The organism is Legionella sp. JM-2024 (assembly GCF_055389095.1).
Genome location: NZ_AP039388.1, coordinates 1,983,385 through 2,006,009, shown reverse-complemented (window position 1 = coordinate 2,006,009; position 22,625 = coordinate 1,983,385). Strand labels below are relative to the sequence as shown.

Below are 22,625 nucleotides of genomic sequence, written 5' to 3'. Positions count from 1 at the left end.
TACAAGTACAATATGGTAATAAATTTTCTTGTTTTGATGTCAGAAGAAAAGCTTTATGCCCTGATCTTAAAATGAGAAGATTTAACAGAGTTAAGAATGATGTTAGAGTCTGCACGGTTTCAAAGTTTTGAGTCAGTAATAAAGGGAATTGTCAACGTGGCTTAATTAATGTGAACTGTTTATCAAAATAATAAGGATAAGAATTAAGATGTATAAGAATTTATTGGTTGGATGCCATGAGGAATGGAAAGAAATTCTAACAACAGCATTGAATACAATGGATAGTGAATACTTAAAACAAATACAGAATGATAATCATTGGCTACCTGGGGTAAGTCAACTGTTCTCGGCTTTTAGCTTACCCTTGAGTCAAACACAATATATTCTTCTGGGGGAGTCCCCGTATCCGCGCAAGATTTCTGCTAATGGTTATGCTTTTTGGGATAATTCTGTAGGATCCTTATGGAGTTCAACCGGGTTAAGTAAAGAGGTCAATCGAGCAACCTCATTACGCAATTGGATTAAAATGTTATTGATTGCTCGTAATGATTTACTTGAAAATACTTCTCAAGACGCGATCGCCAGGGTAGATAAATCCGGATTAGTCCAAACGGCAGAAGAGTTTTTTAAAGGAATGATGAAAAGGGGAATTTTATTATTAAATGCTTCCCTGATATATAGTAAAGGTAAGGTACCTTATCATGCGCGTCATTGGAAACCTTTCATGCAAAATTTGTTTGAGCAATTGGCTGCAAGAAAACCAAATATTCAATTGATATTATTTGGTAAAATTGCTGAGAAAATACCACTAAATAAATTATTATTAGGACTGGTTTCAGAGCATCCATATAATGTAAGCTTTATTACTAATCCACGTGTAATAGAATTCTTTAAACCAATGGATTTATTGTCATATGAATCAAACTGAGTCAACTATTGCTGTTCAGGAAGTAAATAAATTTGCGCAACTGGCAGAGGATTGGTGGGATACTGATGGTCCACTGAGAACTTTGCATGATATTAATGGTGCACGCTTTGAATTTATTTCTCAACATATTAATTTACAAGGCCTCAGCGTGCTGGATGTGGGTTGTGGTGGTGGAATACTCAGCGAGTCCATGACTAAAGCGGGGGCTCATGTGACTGGAATTGATGCAGAAAGTGAGACAATTCAAGTTGCTAAAGCACACGCTAAAAAAAACCACTTGCATATTGATTACTTTTGCAGCGCTATAGAAGAGTACGAGGCACAATGTTTTGATGTGGTAACGTGTATGGAATTGTTAGAACACGTACAGAATCCTGATCTGGTGTTACGACATTGCAGACGTTTGCTAAAACCAAACGGAATATTGTTTTTATCAACGATTAGCAGAACATTAAAAGCTTATCTTGGTGCAATTGTTGCTGCGGAATATATTCTTGACTTGCTACCGAGACAAACACATGATTATGATAAATTCATTAAACCTAGTGAACTAGCTAAAATGGCGAGACCTTTTGGTTTAAATATCATTGACATGAAAGGCCTGTGTTATAACCCTTTCACCAGAAAAACGGGTTTAATGTCTGATGTCAGTATTAATTATATTGTGGTTTTACAATAAATTATACTTAACCTGGATGGCCACATTACAAGGTATCAGGTGCTTATCAAATAATTGTTCCCAATTGCCTACTGCGTAGAGAAACCTTCGCATTTTTAGATTGAGGTTAGCACCACCAAGTCAATCATTGCTATGCTGGTTTTTCTTGTTCGCATATCGTTCCTGATAACGTTGATAAGCATATTTAGCTTGCTCAGGAGTGACTACATCTATTTCATTACCGTAAATATCCACACGTGCTGTGTTAGGTTTTTGACAGTTTAAATAAGCTGGAGAAGCACTGTAGTAACTTAATGCTTCTCTTAGAGATTTTTTGCTAAAAGGTGGTGTGTCTAATCGTTCATAAAAATCGATTATGTCATCAAATATTCCAATTTTAAGTGGTTTTACTTGATTGCCTTTTTTAAAAAAGGCATTCGGAAAATTTTCAATAAGCCAATCAATCACTTGAAGCTTGTCTTTCTTGGTCGCATTTAATGGTTGGTTCATAGTCATACTCTGGTACATTTAATCGTAAATAAACTACCATATCTCATGACATAATCAAGCAGCTTATTTTTTTAAATAGCTATAAGGTATTATATTGGCTGTAATTTTTGTAAGAAATTTCTCAATTACATGGGAGATATTATCGTTTTTTCCTATAAATAGTTCTTGTGAAAATAATTAACTTATTGATTTACATTGTATTTATTAAATGGTGTTATAGGAAAATTGAAGAGAAAGTTAAGGAATCAGAGATTTTGATGTCTTGCGCTTCTGACATTGAGTTGCTAAATTTTAATTAAGACTTATATGGATATGAGTCGTGCAAATGGAATTGCAATCAGAGGGATCTGAGTCTGTCAGGATGACAATAAGAACGTACGTTCTTATACGGATGACTGCGAAAAGCCAGGGCTGAGTCCCTGGCTTACTTTTTTATGCTAGATATCCTGAATGAGACAGGAAGTATTTATCAGGATAGTAGGCAAAAATAACCGAACCATTCTTAATGGTATTAATAACAGGTTTAGCCAAGGTTTGCGCTATGGCCGGACAACCCCAGGAAAGGCCAGCACGCCCAGCTCTTTTAATGAAATCGGGTTCAACATACCAGGCGCCATGTATCACAACACGTCTATTGTAGGCATTATCATTAAATCCTCTGTCCAAACCCTGGAGATTCAAAGAATAGCCTTTGTGTCCAATATAGGTTCCTTTAGTGATATAAGTACCCAGGCTAGATTGTTTGCTGGATTCTCTATTGGAAAAATTTTTTGCAACATTAACGCCTGAATTTTTACCATGGGCTACGTAGGTATTATATAAAAGACGCTCATTACGAAGATCAAATACCCACATACGCTGTTTATTAGAGGGCAAAGAATAATCAATTACAGTAAGAACAGGCTTTTTAACCGCTCCTCTTTTGCTTGCATTCTTATAGGCAGTTAAGGCAAGCTTTAAAACTTTTTTATTTAATTGTGGGGCTTTGTGACTGAGATGTTGTACTTGGGCATTAATGTCTTGTCCAGGCTTAGCAAATAATAGAGTGCTGGATGTAATATTGCTTGTCAGTAGTACAGTTGAGATTAGAGTAAATAATGTATTCATACTGCTCCTTTCTTCTTGTTAAATCACCGTTATTGGTTATTACAAAAGATGGTGATTATATTAACAAATAAATTAATTGTAAATTTATACGAGTTTTAGTTGTTCATTAGGTTAAAATATTAGTCAATTCATTGTGTTAGTAACTGGCTCAGAAATGTGTTTGATTAAAACATAAACATATAGTTTATTAATAAATCAAAACAGCTATGCAATCAATCATCTAAATGATTAAAATTAAATATAAATGTACATAATTAGATCTAAATTAAGGGGTTAAAAATCGTATTTTTACTTTATTGAGTGTGATTGTCGTCATATAATATGCTGCAAAATTGTGTCTGATACATTGTTTCTTGTATAGTTCAATTCGGTACATGACTACTTATTAATTGACCAAAATTGTCCCCTATGTGAAAGTAGGGAGGCCTGGACAATAGATCTGTCCAGCTTAATATCGATGGTTATCCACTATGAGAGAGAATGGCAAGTTTATTTGTTGTCATGTACAGAAGAGTTAAATAACGTTTTTGTTCAATTACTACTTTAGTTTCGGAGAACATTATGCTGGAAAAGCAGTCCATTCATTCACCTGATGGTTTAAGAGCTGCTATTAATAAAGCTTATCGTATGGATGAGCTCTCTTTGATTACAGAACTCAGTGAAAAAGCCGTACTTGATCCTCAACAGATGATTGCGATTAAGGCCAGTGCTACAAAATTGGTTGAATCAGTTCGCTCTGAGAGAAAAAAAAGCACCGGAATTGATTCATTTTTAACGGAATACGCTTTATCAAGTGATGAAGGGATTGCTTTAATGTGTTTAGCAGAAGCTTTATTGCGTGTTCCTGATAATGCCACTATAGATAATTTGATTAAAGATAAATTGGCCGGCGGTGATTGGGAGTCTCATCGCGGACAAAGTGAATCTTTTTTTGTAAATGCTACAACATGGGCCTTAATGTTGACAGGGAAAGTTTTAACTCCTGAAAAAGCGGAAAACACATTGACCAAAGCATTATTGAAATTGGTTAATCGAAGCAGTGAAGCTGTTGTTAGAAAAGCAGTAGATAAAGCCATGCGTATTATGAGCAGACAATTCGTGATGGGACGTACCATTAATGAAGCGTTAACCAGAGCAAAGAAGAAGGAAAGCAGGGGATATAGGTATTCCTATGATATGTTAGGGGAAGCAGCGCTAACATCGGCAGATGCTGCAAGATATTTTGAGGCATATAAAAATGCAATAATTTCAATTGGACAGAAAGCAGATAAAAATTCTGATGTATACAGGCGGCCAGGTATTTCTATCAAACTCTCTGCCCTGCACCCTCGATATAGTGAATTTCAGTATGAACGCGTAATGACAGAGTTACCACCTAAGTTATTGGCATTGTCTCGTTTGGCAAAAGATTATGGCATAGCCTTAACAATTGATGCGGAGGAGTCAGAACGTTTGGATTTATCACTTGATGTGATAGAAAAGGTATTTACTGATGATAGCTTACAGGGGTGGAATGGATTTGGATTGGCGGTTCAATCTTATCAAAAAAGGGCTTTTTATGTATTAGATTGGGTTGCTGCTTTGGCAAGAAGCAAACAACGCCGTATTATGGTCAGATTGATTAAAGGAGCCTATTGGGATAGTGAAATTAAAAAAACACAAATGCAAGGTTTTTCTGAATACCCTGTGTTTACACGTAAAGTTTTTACAGATGTTTCTTTTCAGGCTTGTGCAAAAAAAATCTTGACCATGACGGATGCAATTTACCCACAATTTGCAACCCATAATGCTTATTCAGTTGCAATGATTCTTAATATAGTGGGAGATTATAGGGATTTTGAGTTTCAATGTTTGCACGGTATGGGTAATGAGCTTTATGAGCAGATAGTTCCTGACAATTGTTATGGTATTCCATGTCGTATTTATGCACCAGTAGGCAGTCATGAGGATTTACTGCCTTATTTAGTTCGACGATTGCTGGAAAATGGAGCGAATTCTTCTTTTGTCAATCGCATAGTGGATGATAAAGCACCTATTAGCGAACTGATTGAGGATCCTGTTGCTAAAGCCAAATCTTTATTTAGCAAAATCAATAACAATATTCCTTTACCTGAAGATGTTTTTTTACCAACAAGAAAAAATTCCAAAGGGTTCGATTTTACTAATAGGCATGAACGTGCGTTATTGCAACAGGAATTGGCAAAAATTGAGTCAAAAGAATGGCAGGCAAGTCCTATGATAGCAGGGCGTAAATTATCCAAAGACTTTTTACAAACAGTTAAGGCTCCGCAACAACCTGGACGTGCGATTGGTACCGTACAGCAAGCAACCCTTGATGATGTTGAAATGGCTTTAAATCAAGCTCAGTTAACTTTTGAATCCTGGAGCAAAAAATCAGTAGAAGAACGTGCTACTTTTCTAAATCGCTTTGCTGATTTACTACAAGCCAATATGACAGAGTTAATGGCATTAACCTGCCTTGAAGCGGGTAAAACTTGGAGTGATGGAATTGCTGAGGTAAGAGAAGCCATTGATTTTTGTCGATATTATGCCAGGAAAGCACAAGAACTTATGGGCATTCCAAAGCGATTGAACGGGTATACGGGCGAAACAAATGAATTAATTTTACATCCTCGTGGAACAATACTTTGTATTAGTCCCTGGAATTTTCCTTTGGCTATATTTACAGGACAGATTGTCGCAGGATTAATTACTGGGAATTGTGTGATTGCCAAACCTGCAGAACAAACCCCATTAATAGCAGCTTATGCAGTGAAATTAATGCATCAGGCTGGCATCCCAGCCGGGGCTATCCAATTACTTCCTGGAGCTGGAGAGACTATAGGAGCTGCTTTGGTAGCTGATCAACGTATTAAAGCAGTGTTATTTACTGGTTCAACTGATACGGCCAATTTGATTAATCGTACATTAGCTACTCGTGGTGGTGAAATCATTCCTTTAATTGCAGAAACAGGCGGTCAAAATGCAATGATTGTTGATTCTTCAGCATTATTGGAACAGGTAGTTGTTGATGCAGTAACCTCAGCGTTTGGTAGTGCAGGACAACGATGTTCCGCTCTTAGAGTGTTGTATGTGCAAGAGGAGGTATATCCCAGAACCGTTGAATTATTAAAAGGTGCCATGGCAGAACTGGTAGTTGGAGATCCTCAATGGCTATCAACAGATGTTGGACCTGTTATAGATAAGGAAGCATTGTCTACGTTGAAAAATCATGTCGACAATATGAAAAAACGCTATGAAATATTATATCAATGTCCTGCCAGTGATGAGATTGAGTCAGGGTATTTTATGCCGCCAACATCGATTGCAATTGATAGTATTAGTTCATTGGAAAAAGAAGTATTTGGTCCAATTTTGCATGTGATTCAATTCAAGAGAAAAGACCTGGATCAGGTAATTAACCAAATTAATCAGACTGGGTATGGTTTAACACTTGGAATCCATAGCCGTATTAATGAAACGGTTGAATACATTAGGCAAAGAGTTCATGCAGGCAACTGTTATGTGAATCGTAATATGATTGGAGCTGTTGTAGGGTTGCAGCCTTTTGGTGGTGAAGGTTTATCAGGTACAGGGCCTAAGGCTGGAGGACCTCATTATTTGATTAGACTCTGTCATGAACGCACCTATACTGTCGATACAACTGCTGCAGGTGGTAATGCCAGTTTAATGTCTATTCCAGAAGAGGGGTAGCAGTATTTCACTCATCCCAAGTAATAGAGAGGGATCTCCCAAAAGTGGTGTTGTGGTAGCTTTGGGAGCCCTTTTGTTTGCACGCTCGGGATGAAAAGCCAAGAGAAAATTTGTGGTAAAGCAACATAGCCACTCAAATTTTTTAATAAATATTGCGGTAGGTTACTGCAGGAACCAAAAATAAAATTAGAGTTAAATGAAACTCCCATCTATTTCGATAATTTGACTCACTTCTGACCACATAATTGTTCGTCATGCTTTTTAGCAAACAACCATGGGATGAGCACGAATAAGATTAGTCCTCCAATCAGAAAAGACTCAAAGAAAAAAACATTTTTTATAGGAATTTGTGAAGGAGGTATAAATCCAACAATCATGGCTGCTACACAGCAGGCTATTCCAATTCCAGAAATGAGAGACATTACCAGATTACCCCCAGGTATAGTGTATCCTCGTGGCTGTTCGGGCTTACTGTATCGTAATTTAATTGCTGCTGCGAACATCATAATATAAACCAACAAGGCCATTTGGGCACTTAAATCGCTTAGCACCCAGTAAGCAGCATTAATAGAATCTAGTAAAATAAACACAGTGCTTAATATAGAAAATATAATACCTTGCGTGAGAAGTATAGTGACAGGGGCACCGTATTTATTGACTTGAGAAAATCGAGCAGGTAAGGAGCCATCACGTGCAGAGACTAGTAATCCTTTGGTTGGACCTATTATCCAGGCTGAAACTCCACTTAAGCCTCCCAAAATAATTAATACGGCAATTACTGAAGTCATCCAAGGCATGTTATAGGAGTTAAAGAATATTGCGTAAGCATCAACAAGACCTGAAACGACACTTAAATTATCATTTGGTACTACAATAACAATTGCCAGGGAGCCTAAAGATAGGGTAGATATAATTATAAGGGCTGAATAAAAAAGTGCTTTGGGGTAATCTCTTTGTGGATTTTTTACTTCCTCTGCATGAACAGCGGACATTTCCATCCCGATAAGGCCAAATAAAACGGCTGAAAACAGAGATAAGTTCCCTAAGGAGCTAAAATCCGGGAGCAAAGTCGATGGGTAATTCACTGCTACCGGCCTGCCTTGGAATACCCAAACCAAGCCTAGAGTGATAATAACTATCATAGGTAATAATGTACCTATGGATGCTCCAATAATACTCACTATGCTGGATAACTTCATGCCAAAACAATTTAAAAGAGTAAATGTCCAAAACAATGTGAGACCGGTACCTAATAAATAAAATTTATTATTTCCTAAATGGGGTGCAATTAAATAAGATAATGTTGCGGCAATGAAGGCTAACATTGTGGGATACCAAACCACATTATAGATCCATTGCAACCAAATGGTGATGAATCCGGCTCGTCTCCCAAATGCTTCTCTAACCCAGATGTAAATTCCACCGGTATTAGGGTAAGCAGTAGCCAGCTCTGCAGCAACCAGAGCTACTGGAATAAAAAAAACAAGGGCAGCAACGATATAATAAGTCACTAGGGAAAATCCAAGTTTTGCGCTGATGGGCAAGGTACGTAAACTATCCACAGCAATGACATTGATCATAACCAAAGAAAAGACGTTCAGAACCTTTTTTGAATGATTCATTATTTATCCTTTATACGCAATAAATCTGGATATTAAATGGGGTGTAAATGGTATTATGTTAAGTTAACGGAGTAAAGAAAAGTGTATCTAACTTTTAATAGAATTAAATTGACTTTTTGTTTTATTGTTATTCTCTCCCTTACGGTCGCGGCTCGGATTATAGCTTCAACCGAGCCGAGACAGTAAGGGAGAGGATAGTAGTTGGTATGCAAAACTCAATATTTAAGAACTTATTTTGCGTAATACATACTGAAGTATTCCGCCGTTTTTATAATATTCGAGTTCATCAGCAGTATCAATTCTGCAGAGAGTTTCTATCTTTTCAAATTTCCCATCCTGCCGCTCGATGGTAACAGGTACCATTGCTCCAGGGGTTAAGTTATCAGAGATTGTGATACTGATTCGTTCACTTCCATCCAGTTTTAACGTTTTACGAGTCATCCCATCTTTGAACTGCAATGGCAATACACCCATACCAATTAAATTGGATCGATGGATTCGTTCAAAACTTTCAGTAATAACTGCTTTAACACCAAGTAAATTGGTGCCTTTTGCTGCCCAATCTCTTGATGAGCCTGTTCCATATTCTTTTCCGGCAATAACAACCAAGTCTTTTTTATCCTCTTGATAACGCATGGCTGCATCATATATTGACATGGTTTCTCCTGTAGGAACATAACGGGTGACCCCGCCTTCTTGTCCTGGAGTCATCTCATTACGGATGCGAATATTAGCAAAGGTACCCCGCATCATCACTTCATGATTGCCACGGCGGGATCCATAGGAATTGAAATCTTTCTCATCTACTCCTTTTGACTTTAAGTACAACCCGGCTGGAGAAGTCGCTTTAATTGAACCGGCAGGTGAAATATGATCAGTGGTAATCGAATCACCAAAGAGCGCTAAAATATAAGCATGATTGATTGGTTTGATGGATTCCGGTTTCACACTTAGGTTTTCAAAGAAAGGAGGATACTGGATGTATGTCGAATCAGGATTCCATTCATAAGTTTGTCCTGAGCTTGTTTTAATTGCTTGCCAATGCTCATCTCCTTTAAATACTTCCGCATATTCCTTACGGAACATAGTACCGCTGACTTTTGCAACTTCCGCTGCCACTTCAGCATTAGTAGGCCAGATGTCCTTTAGATAAACATCATTGCCTTCCTTATCTTGCCCAATTGGTTCCTTGCTTAAATCACTGCAAGTTGTGCCGCTTAAAGCATAGGCAACCACTAATGGAGGAGAGGCAAGCCAGTTAGCTCTGACTTGGGGATGAACACGTCCTTCAAAATTTCTATTTCCGGACAAGACTGAGGAAACAACAAGGTCATGTTCAGAAACACTGTGTGAAATTTCATCAGGCAGAGGACCTGAGTTACCTATGCAGGTAGTGCAACCATAACCAACCAAATTAAAGCCTAATTGATCTAAATAAGTTTGAAGCCCAGCATTTCTTAAATAGTCTGTAACTACTTTAGAGCCGGGTGCTAAGGAAGATTTAACCCAAGGTTTGCGTTGTAAACCTTTTTCAATAGCTTTTTTAGCTACTAGTCCTGCTGCCATTAGTACACTTGGATTGGAGGTGTTGGTACAACTGGTTATTGCAGCGATGACTACATGCCCATGTTTCATTTGAAAATCTTTGTTTTTCACTACAAAGGTTTTGTCTTTCTCTTTTTCTTTTCCAACTTCCGCTAAAAAATTATTAAATTCGACGGGTAAGGAGCTTAGATTGACTTTATCTTGTGGTCGTTTAGGTCCGGCAAGAGAAGGTTCAACACTGTCTAAATCCAGTTGCAAGGAGTCAGTAAACACAGGATCTTCACAGTCTTTGTCGTACCACATGCCTTGAGCTTTTGCATAGGTTTCAACAAGAGCAATGGTATGTTTATCTCGCCCAGTCAGTTCAAGGTATTTTATGGTTTCTTTATCTACTGGAAAAAAGCCGCATGTGGCACCATACTCAGGGGCCATATTTGAAATGGTTGCTCTATCCGCCAACGGTAAATCATTAAGCCCAGGACCATAAAACTCAACAAATTTTCCAACAACACCTTTTTTTCTAAGCATTTGAGTTACGGTAAGTACCAAGTCGGTTGCAGTAATGCCTTCTTTAAGTTTGCCTGATAATTTAAAGCCAATAACTTCAGGAATTAACATGGATACTGGTTGACCTAACATGGCTGCTTCAGCTTCAATACCGCCTACTCCCCAACCAAGAATACCTAGGCCATTAATCATAGTGGTATGAGAGTCGGTGCCCACTAAAGTATCTGGATAGGCGTATAATTCACCCTCATTTTCACTACTCCAAACTGTTTTACCCAAATACTCTAAATTGACCTGATGGCAAATTCCTGTTCCAGGCGGAACAACCTGAAAGTTAGAAAAGGCTTTTTGTCCCCAGCGCAAAAACTCATAACGCTCTTTGTTTCTTTCTATCTCAATTTTAGTATTTACTTCAAGCGCATCCTTAGAACCAAACTTATCCACCATGACGGAATGGTCTATCACTAAATCGACAGGGGATAGAGGGGATATTTTATCTGCTTTACCCCCCATTTTTACAATGGCAGTGCGCATAGCAGCCAAATCCACAACAGCAGGGACGCCAGTAAAGTCTTGCATGAGTACTCTCGTGGGCCTAAACGCTATTTCATGCTGAGATGTTTTATTGTGTAACCAGTCAGCTATTGCTTTAATATCTTTAGTAGTAACTGTGTTACCGTCTTCGAAGCGTAATAAATTCTCAAATAGCACTTTCAATGAGTAGGGAAGGCGGTTTATTCCTTTAAAGTGTTTGTTTTCAGCTTCTTTTAGGCTGTAATAATGATAGGTTTTACCATCAACTTTTAAGTGAGATTTTGTTGATAGACTGTCTTGACCCACTTTCATAAAATACTCCCAAAATCAAAACTTTAATCATAGCCTAATTTTAGGAACTTTTCATTTAGTATTAACAATCACACCCGGTTAAAAAATCCAGCATCTTCTAGAAATTCTGAAAATATCTTCCCTGGAAACTGCCATTTTGTTCCAATTTTCAATTTTTGTCTTGTTCAGAGTTTGTCTAGAGGTGGTATTAATTCAACAGTTTATTTATAATTGCAGGTTAATTGAACCATCTGGTCGAAAAAGTGATTAAGATTGATGTTATCAAAAACCTATTAGAAGAGAAGAAACAATTAGTTTATACAAACGTTTCAGAACCGCATGATTTCAACAGCGTTAAGCAACGTGTATTACAGTTAGAACTGGAAGAAGAAATAAATTATCTTTTGGAACTTCTTAAGGATGTTGAGCATTTTGAAGAGGGATTCCAACAACGATGCGTGGAAAGGGCGAAAAATCCTAATCAATTTATTGGTTTTGACCAATTAGCTTCCAGTGAAACCAATGAGCTTTATTGGCAAATAGCGGAATTGACCTTTAAGCCGAAGGCTATGGCGGGGATGTTGGCGATAATAGCGCCTGATATTCAGGAACATCTTCGGGTATGGCTTCCGGAAGATATTGATATTTCTGATTCCTTAAAGCAAACCGTGCAGGAAGGCATCATGCCTGTACTGCAACATTCAAAAAGCCTGTCTGCTTTACAAAAAGCTCCTCATTTTTCTGACTTGTCGACGTATGTGATGAAAGACGGAATATTATTGGATACAAGGCACATTGAAAATTTCCCTCTGCGCAGTCATGTCAAACTTTATGAGCAGTTAAAGAAGTCCTATCCCGGGTTTTGCCATTCATTGTATGAACATAATCAGGAGTTAAAAGTCTTAAAAGAAGACGTGGCTATTTTTAATAATCAGGGGATGACTCCTAAACAGGCCTTGCAGTTATTAATTAAAGGGTTAACACTGGGTGGCGAGCGAATGACAGGAAGTACGTTTGCAAGCAACATTGCTACAGAAGCCATTGATGCGTTTATGTCTTATTGGAATGCTTTGCCTTCAGGAGTGCAAGACCATTTAAGAAAGGTTACGGGCCCTCATGGTGATTTAGGCAGCGTTATCGATAAGGAGCTTCTGAAAGGAACTTGCGTTGAGACAGCAGCGCTTCATTTAAGCTCAATAGTAGAAGCTAATGCCAAAACGCCATTATTGAATCAACCGGCTAAAATGACCAGGGACAGTTTGAAACGCCTGGAAAAAAAATACAAGCACATTAATCCAGGACAGGATGACAGTGGCATCCAATTGCCTGAGCGTTTAGTTGCCCAGGCTATTTTAGGCATTGCACCTAAAAATTCCTATGAATTGGTGGTACTGATTATGAATTTTCCGCCTGCTTTATATGCCCATTTGTTAAAAAATATAAAGCTCACCGACCCCGAAAAAGCCTTAAACGCCATAAGCGATGTAATAAAACAAACATGGCTGACCAAAGAGCAAACTGACGCTCTTCCTGATGCGGTCATTCAATATTACAAGGTGCTAAACCCCAATGGAAATATTCTGCATTGGGCCGTTGAAATAAATAATGCCATCTATGTAACAAAAGCCCTGGGATCTATTCCTGAAAAAGAAAGATTGGCTAAGGTTCAGGCTAAAGATAAGTATGGCCGAACGGTGCTGCATAGAGCGGCAAACAATCCTGAGTTATTAAAAACCATTCTTGAGCTTATTCCTGAAAAAGCCAGATTGACTGCGGTTCAGATTAAAAATGGTTTTTATAATACGGTGCTGCATAAAGCAGCAAGTCATCCTGAATCCTTAAAAACCATTCTTGAGCTTATTCCCGAAAAAGATAGATCGGCTGCCGTTCAGGTTAAAAATACCTCTGGTAATACGGTGCTGCATAAAGCAGAAAACAATCCCCAAATCTTAAAAACCATTCTTGAGCTTATTCCCGAAAAAGATAGATCGGCTGCCGTTCAGATTAAAAATAATGATGGTAATACGGTGCTGCATGATTCAGCAAAGAGTCCTGAATCCCTAAAAACCATTCTTGAGCTTATGCCCGAGAAAGATAGGTTGGCTGCGGTTCAGGTTAAAGATAAGTATGGCCAAACAATGCTGCATAAAGCGGCAGACAATCCTGAATTATTAAAAATCATTTTTGAGCTTATTCCCGAGAAAGCCAGGTTGGCTGCAGTTCAAGTTAAAGATAATAATAGTGATACAGCATTGCATTATGTAGCAGACAACCCCCAATCATTGAAAACCATTCTTGAGATTTATCCCGCCAAAGAAAATAAATTGGCTGCGGTTCAGGTTCAAGATAATGATGGCCAAACGGTGTTGCATAAGGCGGCACGTAATCCTCAATCCTTAAAAATCATTCTTGAGCTTGTTCCAGAAAAAGATAAATTGGCTGTTGTTCAGGATCAAGATAGGTATGGTGACACAGTGTTGCATAAAGCAGCAAGCCATCCTGAATCCTTAAAAACTATTCTTGAGCTTATTCCCGATGAAGATAAATTAGCTGTGGTTCAGGTTAAAGATAAGTGTGACCAAACGGTGCTGCATTATATAGCATGCAAACCTCAATCCTTAAAAATCATTCTTGAGCTTGTTCCAGAAAAAGATAAATTGGCTGTTGTTCAGGATCAAGATAATGATGGTAATACAGTGTTGCATAAAGCAGCAAACCATCCTGAATCCTTAAAAACCATTCTTGAGCTTATTCCCGAGAAAGATAGATTGGCCACTGTTCGGATTAAAAATAATGTTGGCAATATGGTGTTGCATAAAGCAGCATACAATCCTGAATCCGTAAAAGCCATTCTTGAGCTTATTCCCGAAAAGGAAAGATTGGCTGCGGTTCAGGATAAAGATAATGATGGTAATACGGTGTTGCATAAAGTGTTACAAAACAAAAAAAACATCGAATCATTCAATTACATTATAGCTTTGATACCTGAAACCCAACAAAAAGAGGCACTCAACTCTAAAAATGGGGAAAATGAGACTGTGTTAGACATAATTATCCGAGATTTTAAAACACAAACACAATCACTAAATAGAAATTTACTATTCGCTTCTCCCTCATCTCAATCAAAGAACGACAAGGTTGAGGAAAAATTTTATAGCCTAAATTTGTGATGTTTGATCTATCCTTTCTTTGTCAGTTGAGATAGTTCGTTATATGATTTAATCTTTTCTTGGTTTAGCTATATAAATTTAAAACGGCTGAGCAATCATACGCTCACATTTTTGCCGTTGGAATATAATAATTTTCATCAAACTCCTCAAGTATTACATCAGGATCGATTAGCTTTGCTCCTTCTTCAAAAATCCTCTTTTCTTGCGCTTTCTTTTTTGTTGTGTCCGGAGAGTCTGGAACTAGAAGACAAAAACTGCTTGGTAAGAGAAGAGTCACTGCTAACGATACCATGAGTGCCCCAATAAGAGGGTTAAAAATAAAAGAGGGTATTGAACCAATAAGCAAAGCGATACAGATGCTAACAGTTGTTATAGCTATCTTTTGCACTATAGGTTCCGGCTTCATTTTGTCTTGAATTGCGACAGGATAATAAATTCTGTTATGGTAATAATATATTGCAGAGGAGGCACGAACAGGGTATTCCATGCAGATTAATAAGGTTTTTGCAAATTTTTCATACTGAGTAAGGATGAGTTCTTTATCATAGGAATCTAAAGACGCCTTATTAAGTTCGGTTTGAAATTCAATAACACGAAGGTTTAATAATCTTAAGAAATGAGTTTTTTGTTCTATATCCACATTGATAAGTAATTTTTTTGCATGATTTATCATCTCATCGACAGATTCTTGCGATTTATGGTGGTGAAATAAAAAGTGATACATAATTAGATTGCTCTCAATAAATTATGTCGAGAAAGTATCACTATTTTTTTTGACACAATAGGTATCGTTAAGAGGATTTACAGGCATGTAATATTTTTTAACTGTCCCTTAATTCTTTTTAAATTAAACTTGCAGTTGGTATAAGTTTTGCTTTATAAATAGTCATAACACAGGGAGTGTTAAATATGATTGATCTGAAAAATCTTATATTAAATTCATCCTTTTCATTGGATATCTCATCCACCATTCAGGATAATGAAAAATCTGAGCAATTGATTGATATTACTGAATATTCTGACGAAGGAAGTGATTTATTAACGCCCGAATCTTTTGTATTATTAATGGCCGAAATTATAGCAAATAGCACCAATATAGCTTATGAAAAAGAGCCTCAATATACAGCAAATGATGATGTTGAAGTTGAAAATGATGATACTGCTCTACAAAGTTTACCATTAAATGATTTAAAGACAGGTGCCAGTACTCAAAAAATTACTCATCAAGAGGAATCACCTAATAATCAATTAATAACGGAACCCATATTATTTGAGGTCCAAGAAGGATTAAATTTAGACGATGAATATATGGAACAATTGAAACCAACATCAACACAAAATGTTGCTTTAGCGTGGATCGATTCTGAAAATTTTGAACCGCCAATGGTTGAATCAGAAAGTAGTCCAGATGAAATTTATAACAATTTGGATGTAGAAATAAAAACCAGTCAAACTAGAAATATTAAATCGGAATTATTAAAATTTGATGGAAATGTGACTGCCATTAATACCATTCAAACCAACTCAATAAACCAACTGCAGAATAGTCTGTCCGTAAATCAAAAATTAGTTGATATGAATAATGCATTCTCAATAACAGAAAGTATTGATTTCAATTCAGAACTTAAGCCTGAAATAATAAAAACAGGGCTAGAAGTAACAGGAGTAGGACCTGAATTGTTAAGTTCCTCACCTCAAATGAATCAAAAAACTATTGTTGATTATACTCCACCTACAAATTTGTCGATTCCAATTCACGTTAAGAGCTCGCAATGGTCAGACCAATTATCTGAGCATATTGTTTGGCTTGGGCATCAGGAAGTAAAAAGTGCATTAATTAAAATTCATCCTGAAGAATTAGGTCCTTTAGAAATTAATGTAAAAGTTGTAAAGGATAATGCTTCTGTTAACATATCGACTCATAGTGCTTATGTACGTGAACTGGTTGATCAAGCTGTTCCCAGGTTAAGGGAGATGATGGCTCAACAGGGCATAAACTTATCTGAGGTTCATATTGGACCTGACACAGATTCTCGTCAAAATTCTCAACAAAATAATGATGTTGAAATGGAGCTTATCCAAGCTGCCGAAGATAAAAATCAAGTCACCTCGTTAACTAAGCGACCCTTAAAAGGACTGGTTGACTATTTTGCTTAGTTTAACGAATACATGGTTGAAAAGGAGTTTACAACAGTGTCTCATAATTATTTCCGTTCCTGGTTGGCTGCAAAGAATAATAACAAGTTTTGGCAAAAACCCCTGTCTTCAGAACGATTTGACAAGTTAATCGCTGATAGAGAATTTCAAAAATCAATCGCAAGCAGTAGAAAAAATCAACTAATGTATAGTTTTATAGAGTCTAAAATTGCTTCAGACTATGCATTATTGATTGATGCCAAGTTAAGAGGGCAATTGAAACAGTTTACACTGGATGATTTTAAAGACACAGCAGGATTTGAACGAAAAGAAAAATCGAATTTGAGGCAAAAGAACTATTTTGAATTAAGACATCAACTTGAGTTTTTTCTTAAACATGATATAGAGCAGTATGAATATTATCCTGATGCTCGTTTAAATGCTTTCAGACGCTGGATAAATATATCGGATTTATTATTAAGACGTCATTGTTATGAAGGTTTTCTCCTGGTTTTTGTTAATTTGCAATTAATTGCAGACGATCAATTATTAGATGGTTTGCCTAAAAGTATAAGAAATAATTACAATGAACTATGTCAATTAAGTTCACCAATAGGAAATCATAACGCTTTGCGTCATTTTATAAACACACATCACAGCGAGAATGATTTTACTCCTTTATTTTTTACATATCATGCTATAGGAGTCTTGGATGAATCTATTGAATCCTTAAAAGAAAAAGAAATTCGTTTAAAGAAACAATTCAAACAACTAAAAAAGGAACTTAATTCTGTAAAGAAAGTGGTAGATCCAGAAGTTGTCGATATAATTTCTGAATTATTGAGTAATAAGGAACATATACCTAGAAAACTGTCAGAACGTAGAGGGCAATTGATCGAGTTGATGAAGGAACTCAGAGGGGTTAGAAAACAGATAAAACAAATACAATATAATGTGCAAGACCAACTTGAGCAACGTGCCAATTTATTGGGACTAATAGCCAAAGAACAAAAAGCAACAGTGAGGGCAATACCCGATTATCTTGAGCAAACCTATCATATAATAGGAGATAGGTCTTATCGCAAACAGTTAATTCAACGTACTCAACAGGATCGACCCCGTGATCTACCAACAGGTAGGGTTCAAAGCCCATCTGGTTTGTATAAAAACAAATTGCTTCCGAGCTTTTGGAATAGAGAGGCCAAAACAGCCTCCAGTTACTGGGAGAGTGTATTTACGCCAAGTTATTTAAACAAAAGGTAAGATGGTTGGTATAAACTAACCTTAATTCAACTCTTAATTGAAAGCCATTTAAAAACAACGTTTAGCGCAGCGTATTACCCGACCACTCCATTTTTCTATTAAACAACTTTTTTGACAGCCATGACCTATATATTTCCATTTTGTCCAATAGGTGCTTCTGTAATATACAGGGCCACGCCAGTAGTAACCCGGATAGCTATGTATTCCAATATAATAAGCTAATTGAGTATTACTCAAAGGTTGCTGATTAGGACTGGTACTAGCGCCAGCTATATTGCTTATTAGTAGCATGAGAAACAAAATCAAATAGGAATTGATGACGTTTAATAATTTGAAATTATGAGTGCTATCTTTTTTCATGCTGAATTCCTTTTGTTGCTAGCAATACCCAAATTATAGACCAATATTTATTCAGAATATTTTCATTGTACTTGCAGAGTATTTTTCATTTGCTAAGAAAATGGTACAAAAAGAATGGTTAGAGTGTGGTAATTAGATCCAGAGATTAGTAGGATAGCTAAAAAATGTCATAAGGCATAGTAATGAATACGAAGATTATTTTAATCACTGGATGCTCCAGCGGTATAGGCTTTGATGCTGTTTTTGCTTTAAAAAAAAGAGGGCACAGGGTTATTGCATCCTGCAGGAAAACAGAGGATATCCAAAAATTACTAAATAAGGGAATTGAAGCACTTTTATTGGATGTAAGCGATACGACTTCAATTCAAAGTGCGTTTTCACAGTTGTTAATTATGACATCAGGCCGCTTGGATGTATTAATTAATAACGCCGGATATGGACAAGTCGGCGCTCTTGAGGATGTTTCTCGAGATATTCTCAGACAACAATTTGAAACGAATGTATTTGGTTTGCAAGACTTGACTAATTTGGTTATTCCTATTATGCGAGAACAGGGTCAAGGACGTATCATTAATATCAGCTCAATACTTGGTGTGATTAGTATGCCATTTCGTGGAGCTTATAATGCCTCTAAATATGCCCTGGAAGGCTTAAGCGATACGCTAAGACTTGAATTATTCAATACTGGTATTAAGGTGATTACTATAGAACCAGGGCCAATAGACAGCAGATTTCGTGATAATGCAGTGGATTACTCCTTGCAACAGATAGAGATGGAAAAAAGTTATTTTAAAAGCCAATATATGACAATGCTGAACACTTTTAAGCAAAAAAAGGCGAATTCTTTCTTTACTCAAGATACAAGTTCAGTGATAAAAAAATTGATTCATGCTATTGAGTCTAAAAAACCAAAACCCAAATATCCTGTCACATTCCCTGCTCATTTTTTAATTTGTTTAAAACGTTTTTTTAGTACTCGGTTATTAGACAAATTTATTCTGTATCTATCCAGGAAGGAATTATCTTAAAGCGTGTTACTGAGAATGAAGTAGTGACAAAATATTAAAATGTTGGCTACAATTATTAGGTACTATACAGAGCCCACTTAAAAATATACTATATATAGCATGAAACTAAAACACAGAGTAATTCATTACCTGATACTATGCAGCATGGTTTTTTTAATAATAAAACCAGCCGTGTTTCATAACAATACTCAACAAGTTCAGGGTAATGCACAGTATATCCATTCTATAACCGAGTGCCCACACAGAACGGCATTAGTGAGTTCATGCTTGTCCAGTATGTATTATACTATTGCTGAAGAAGAATTTTCTATTAATGTTATTTTGTCTTTATTGGCATGTATTCTTTATTTTGCGGTTATTCAATCAAAATATAAATCACCAATATCCTCAATATTTAAGCCTCCCATTTTGCTAAAGTAAATTTGTAATCTTTCTCAATGTTGGTTGCTTGTTACCAAGTACCGGCCTGTAATGTTATTGTTTATTATTTATTGGGATATTAAAATGAGAAAATCAATTTGCTTGATCAGCACACTATTGCTGGCATTTTTTACTCAAGTGGTGTGGTCGTATACACCAGGTTTTGAAAGCTCGAACCCTGATACAGTGATGCATTTTATTCAAGGAAATAGCGTATACGTCTATTTGAGTGCATTTTTTGGGTTAGGCATCTTATTGGCCTTTACCCCCTGTGTCCTCCCTATGGTCCCTATTTTATCCGGGATTATTGTAGGACAGAATTCCATATCGACCAAAAAGGCTTTTAAGCTGTCGTTTAGTTATGTGATTGGGATGGCTGTTACCTATGCAGGAGCTGGTATGCTTGCAGGGTATATGGGAAGTACAGTCCAAACATTGATGCAGCGTCCTTTAATCATTGTTTTATTTAGTATAATTTTTATTGGAATGGCTTTTTCAATGTTTGGTTTTTTTGAACTAAAGCTTCCAGCCAATTTTGCAAATAAGCTTAATAAAAATAATCAATTGGGCAAACAAAGAAGTTATCTTTCAGTTGGAATAATGGGGATTTTATCAACTTTAATTGTTTCACCTTGTGTTACTGCACCCTTAATTGGAGTTTTAAGTTATATTGGTCAAAATGGCCAGGTCATAATGGGTGGATTGATTTTGTTTGTCATGGCATTAGGAATGGGAGTCCCTCTTCTTATTGTTGGCTCAGGTTATGGTACATTACTTCCCAAGGCAGGTCCCTGGATGATTAAAATAAAGCAATTGTTTGGTTTTATGATGCTAGGAATTGCAATATGGATGCTGTCACGTGTTTTGAATCAGACAATAACTCATATTTTATGGGCTGTACTATTAATTATCTCTAGCATTAGTTTAGGTGGTTTGAAATCACAAAACAGCCTGAGCGGTTATTTAATTCAAGGACTTAGTATTTTTGCTTTGATCTCTGGAGGAGTTGTCATATATAACACAGCAATTCCCACAGTAAAAATGACTCAAGGTTCTGTTGAAAATAATTTATTTATCAAGATAAATACCTTAAGTGTTCTCCAACAACAATTGGAGCAAGCTAAAAAAGATAAAAAGGTAGTATTTCTTGAGTTTTCAGCGGATTGGTGCAGTGATTGCCAAGAAATGGATAAGAAGGTATTTAATCAACTGATTATTCAAAAAGCCATGTCTGGTCTGGTGAATATTAAAGTAGATATCAGTAGTAAGAGTAATGAAGTAGATGCGATTAAAAAAACTTTTGCTATTTATGGTACACCAACCATGTTATTTTTTAACTCATCAGGTGAACAGATTGAGCAAATGACTACTGTAGGGTTGATTTCGCAATCAAGAATGCTTGATTTACTGCAACAAGCCCATCATTTAACATAAAATCTCAGGTGGCTTAATTTTCAGTGTTGTTTTCTGCATTTTGGGTGTGGTTGATGTAAAATAAGTTGCAAAACTCAATTTACACCCAAAATATTGACGAGTTTTTAATCCAACATGATTGCTTTCGAACTGGATTATATTTCTAATAATTAAGCAATCTCTCTTGTAGATCTACTTTTTATCAAAGTATTCAAAAAATAATCAATTAATTTTATCAAAAAAGGAAGAAAAATTTCAATTTGTTTGCTAATATCTTAATGGGTAAACTAAAAATCCATTAACTATCAAGGAAGTAATATTATGAAAAAATCAACAATGGCTGTAGCAGCTCTGTTAACTGCTTTATCAACAGCACCTATGGTTTCCGTAGCTTATGCTGATGATACTTCAGGCACTACAGTTTCTGGCTGCAAAGGTTGTAAAGGCTGCAATGGCTGCAAAGGCTGTGGTGGCTGTAAAGGCTGCGGCGGCTGTAAAGGTTGTGGTGGTTGCGGCGGTTGCAGTGGTGATTAATAATTAATATTTTTTTCTAACAAAGAGGTAGTTGAAACTACCTCTTTTTATTATGTTGTATTCGCTATGACAAATAAATCAGATTTTAGTTTGCCTGAACTATCCAAGTGGCATAAAAAAAATTTTCTTGGTTATGCTTCACAGATTTTAGAAGCTCAACAACAAATGACATCCAGTAAAGGAAAAAACATTCTTCATTATACGCTAAGAAAAAAGCGAAGACATGAACGTATGAACCATTATCCTAAGGGTGACAGGATTGATCACAATACTGGTTCACAATATTTCTATCATTGCCATAGAGAGAATTTTGAAAGTAAGGAACACGGGCATTTCCATTGTTTTTTGCGTTATAAACACATACCCAAGCGTATTAAACCAGCTCCTTTACATGATTGGGATAAATACATAGATAATCCCATGACACACCTTGTTGCAATTGGGATGAATCAATTTGGACAGCCGATTCGCTTGTTTACGGTAAATCGTTGGGTTACTTCTGAAATTTGGTACAACGCTGAACATATCCCATATTTTTTGAAACGCTATAAGATGACATTAATGGATGATCCCTATTGGCGTGTTTTGGATCAATGGGTAGAAGGGATGCTTCATTTGTTTTCCCCCCAAATTATTTGGCTGCATCAGGAACGTGACAATCGAATTCATCTGCATCAACAGAATGGCTCAATCGATAACCCATATACTGATCATGAGTTGGAAGAACTTTCAGAGATATCAATTGATTTAAAAAAACAGATTGAGTGGGTTATAAGCTAAGATGTGATGATAAAAACTAGACTCATAATTTAATGCAAGTTTATCATAAGTGGATCTTAAGCTGAGTTTGGTAAATTTGCTCTAATTATTGGTTTTTAATTGCGT

General features: G+C 36.5%; 17 protein-coding genes. 11 read left to right on the top strand and 6 right to left on the bottom strand.

All coding sequences use genetic code 11. The features are described from left to right. Positions 1–208 precede the first annotated feature (208 nt). A complete protein-coding gene (locus ACZ5EK_RS08870) occupies positions 209–928 on the top strand; it encodes a uracil-DNA glycosylase family protein (RefSeq protein WP_464429161.1) in 720 nt (239 codons plus the stop codon). Next, entirely contained in the window at positions 915–1,607 is a 693-nt protein-coding gene (ubiG, locus tag ACZ5EK_RS08865; RefSeq protein WP_464429160.1) for a bifunctional 2-polyprenyl-6-hydroxyphenol methylase/3-demethylubiquinol 3-O-methyltransferase UbiG, read from the top strand. The genes ACZ5EK_RS08870 and ubiG overlap by 14 nt, the downstream gene beginning before the upstream one ends. A 120-nt stretch (positions 1,608–1,727) precedes the next feature. Here the strand turns inward: ubiG and ACZ5EK_RS08860 are convergent, their stop codons facing one another. Both ACZ5EK_RS08860 and ACZ5EK_RS08855 read right to left on the bottom strand, forming a co-directional pair. Beyond that, a complete protein-coding gene (locus ACZ5EK_RS08860; protein WP_464429159.1) occupies positions 1,728–2,102 on the bottom strand; it encodes a ProQ/FINO family protein in 375 nt (124 codons plus the stop codon). 426 nt (positions 2,103–2,528) lie between these two features. Then, positions 2,529–3,203, bottom strand: a complete 675-nt coding sequence (locus tag ACZ5EK_RS08855) for a murein L,D-transpeptidase catalytic domain family protein (protein WP_464423987.1) — start codon at positions 3,201–3,203, stop codon at positions 2,529–2,531. 561 nt (positions 3,204–3,764) lie between these two features. Between ACZ5EK_RS08855 and putA the strand changes: the two genes are divergently transcribed. Further along, complete coding sequence (gene putA, locus ACZ5EK_RS08850; protein ID WP_464429158.1) at positions 3,765–6,917, top strand: bifunctional proline dehydrogenase/L-glutamate gamma-semialdehyde dehydrogenase PutA; 3,153 nt, start codon at positions 3,765–3,767, stop codon at positions 6,915–6,917. 227 nt (positions 6,918–7,144) lie between these two features. On the opposite strand, the gene ACZ5EK_RS08845 is transcribed toward putA, so the two are convergent. Then, positions 7,145–8,539: an APC family permease gene (locus tag ACZ5EK_RS08845; protein ID WP_464429156.1), complete on the bottom strand. Its 1,395-nt coding sequence runs from the start codon at positions 8,537–8,539 to the stop codon at positions 7,145–7,147. Between the two features lie 222 nt (positions 8,540–8,761). Further along, the gene (gene acnA / locus ACZ5EK_RS08840; RefSeq protein ID WP_464429154.1) at positions 8,762–11,437 is read right to left on the bottom strand and encodes an aconitate hydratase AcnA; all 2,676 of its coding nucleotides are present in this window, start codon (positions 11,435–11,437) and stop codon (positions 8,762–8,764) included. A 221-nt stretch (positions 11,438–11,658) separates the two neighbouring features. On the opposite strand from acnA, the gene ACZ5EK_RS08835 reads away from it, so the two are divergent. Beyond that, complete coding sequence (locus tag ACZ5EK_RS08835) at positions 11,659–14,586, top strand: ankyrin repeat domain-containing protein (protein ID WP_464429153.1); 2,928 nt, start codon at positions 11,659–11,661, stop codon at positions 14,584–14,586. 103 nt (positions 14,587–14,689) lie between these two features. Here the strand turns inward: ACZ5EK_RS08835 and ACZ5EK_RS08830 are convergent, their stop codons facing one another. Further along, positions 14,690–15,310, bottom strand: a complete 621-nt coding sequence (locus ACZ5EK_RS08830; protein ID WP_464429151.1) for a lpg1689 family Dot/Icm T4SS effector — start codon at positions 15,308–15,310, stop codon at positions 14,690–14,692. 185 nt (positions 15,311–15,495) lie between these two features. On the opposite strand from ACZ5EK_RS08830, the gene ACZ5EK_RS08825 reads away from it, so the two are divergent. Together ACZ5EK_RS08825 and ACZ5EK_RS08820 are read left to right on the top strand one after the other, a co-directional pair. Beyond that, on the top strand, positions 15,496–16,743 hold the full coding sequence (locus ACZ5EK_RS08825) for a flagellar hook-length control protein FliK (RefSeq protein WP_464429149.1): 1,248 nt from the start codon (positions 15,496–15,498) through the stop codon (positions 16,741–16,743). Between the two features lie 36 nt (positions 16,744–16,779). Beyond that, a complete protein-coding gene (locus tag ACZ5EK_RS08820; RefSeq protein WP_464429147.1) occupies positions 16,780–17,985 on the top strand; it encodes a Dot/Icm T4SS effector MavA in 1,206 nt (401 codons plus the stop codon). A 48-nt stretch (positions 17,986–18,033) separates the two neighbouring features. On the opposite strand, the gene ACZ5EK_RS08815 is transcribed toward ACZ5EK_RS08820, so the two are convergent. Beyond that, entirely contained in the window at positions 18,034–18,345 is a 312-nt protein-coding gene (locus ACZ5EK_RS08815; RefSeq protein ID WP_464429145.1) for a hypothetical protein, read from the bottom strand. Between the two features lie 176 nt (positions 18,346–18,521). Between ACZ5EK_RS08815 and ACZ5EK_RS08810 the strand changes: the two genes are divergently transcribed. The 5 genes from ACZ5EK_RS08810 to ACZ5EK_RS08790 all read left to right on the top strand — a co-directional run bounded on the left by ACZ5EK_RS08810 (position 18,522) and on the right by ACZ5EK_RS08790 (position 22,520). Beyond that, positions 18,522–19,373 carry an SDR family NAD(P)-dependent oxidoreductase gene (locus tag ACZ5EK_RS08810; RefSeq protein ID WP_464432475.1) on the top strand — a complete coding sequence of 284 codons (852 nt, stop codon included), beginning with the start codon at positions 18,522–18,524 and terminating at the stop codon, positions 19,371–19,373. A gap of 99 nt (positions 19,374–19,472) precedes the next feature. Further along, a complete protein-coding gene (locus ACZ5EK_RS08805) occupies positions 19,473–19,793 on the top strand; it encodes a lpg1681 family protein (protein ID WP_464429144.1) in 321 nt (106 codons plus the stop codon). A gap of 84 nt (positions 19,794–19,877) precedes the next feature. Next, complete coding sequence (dsbD, locus tag ACZ5EK_RS08800) at positions 19,878–21,227, top strand: protein-disulfide reductase DsbD (RefSeq protein WP_464429142.1); 1,350 nt, start codon at positions 19,878–19,880, stop codon at positions 21,225–21,227. Positions 21,228–21,527: 300 nt separating this feature from the next. Next, on the top strand, positions 21,528–21,740 hold the full coding sequence (locus ACZ5EK_RS08795; RefSeq protein ID WP_464423972.1) for a hypothetical protein: 213 nt from the start codon (positions 21,528–21,530) through the stop codon (positions 21,738–21,740). 66 nt (positions 21,741–21,806) lie between these two features. Then, on the top strand, positions 21,807–22,520 hold the full coding sequence (locus ACZ5EK_RS08790; RefSeq protein WP_464429141.1) for a DUF6969 family protein: 714 nt from the start codon (positions 21,807–21,809) through the stop codon (positions 22,518–22,520). Positions 22,521–22,625 lie beyond the last annotated feature (105 nt).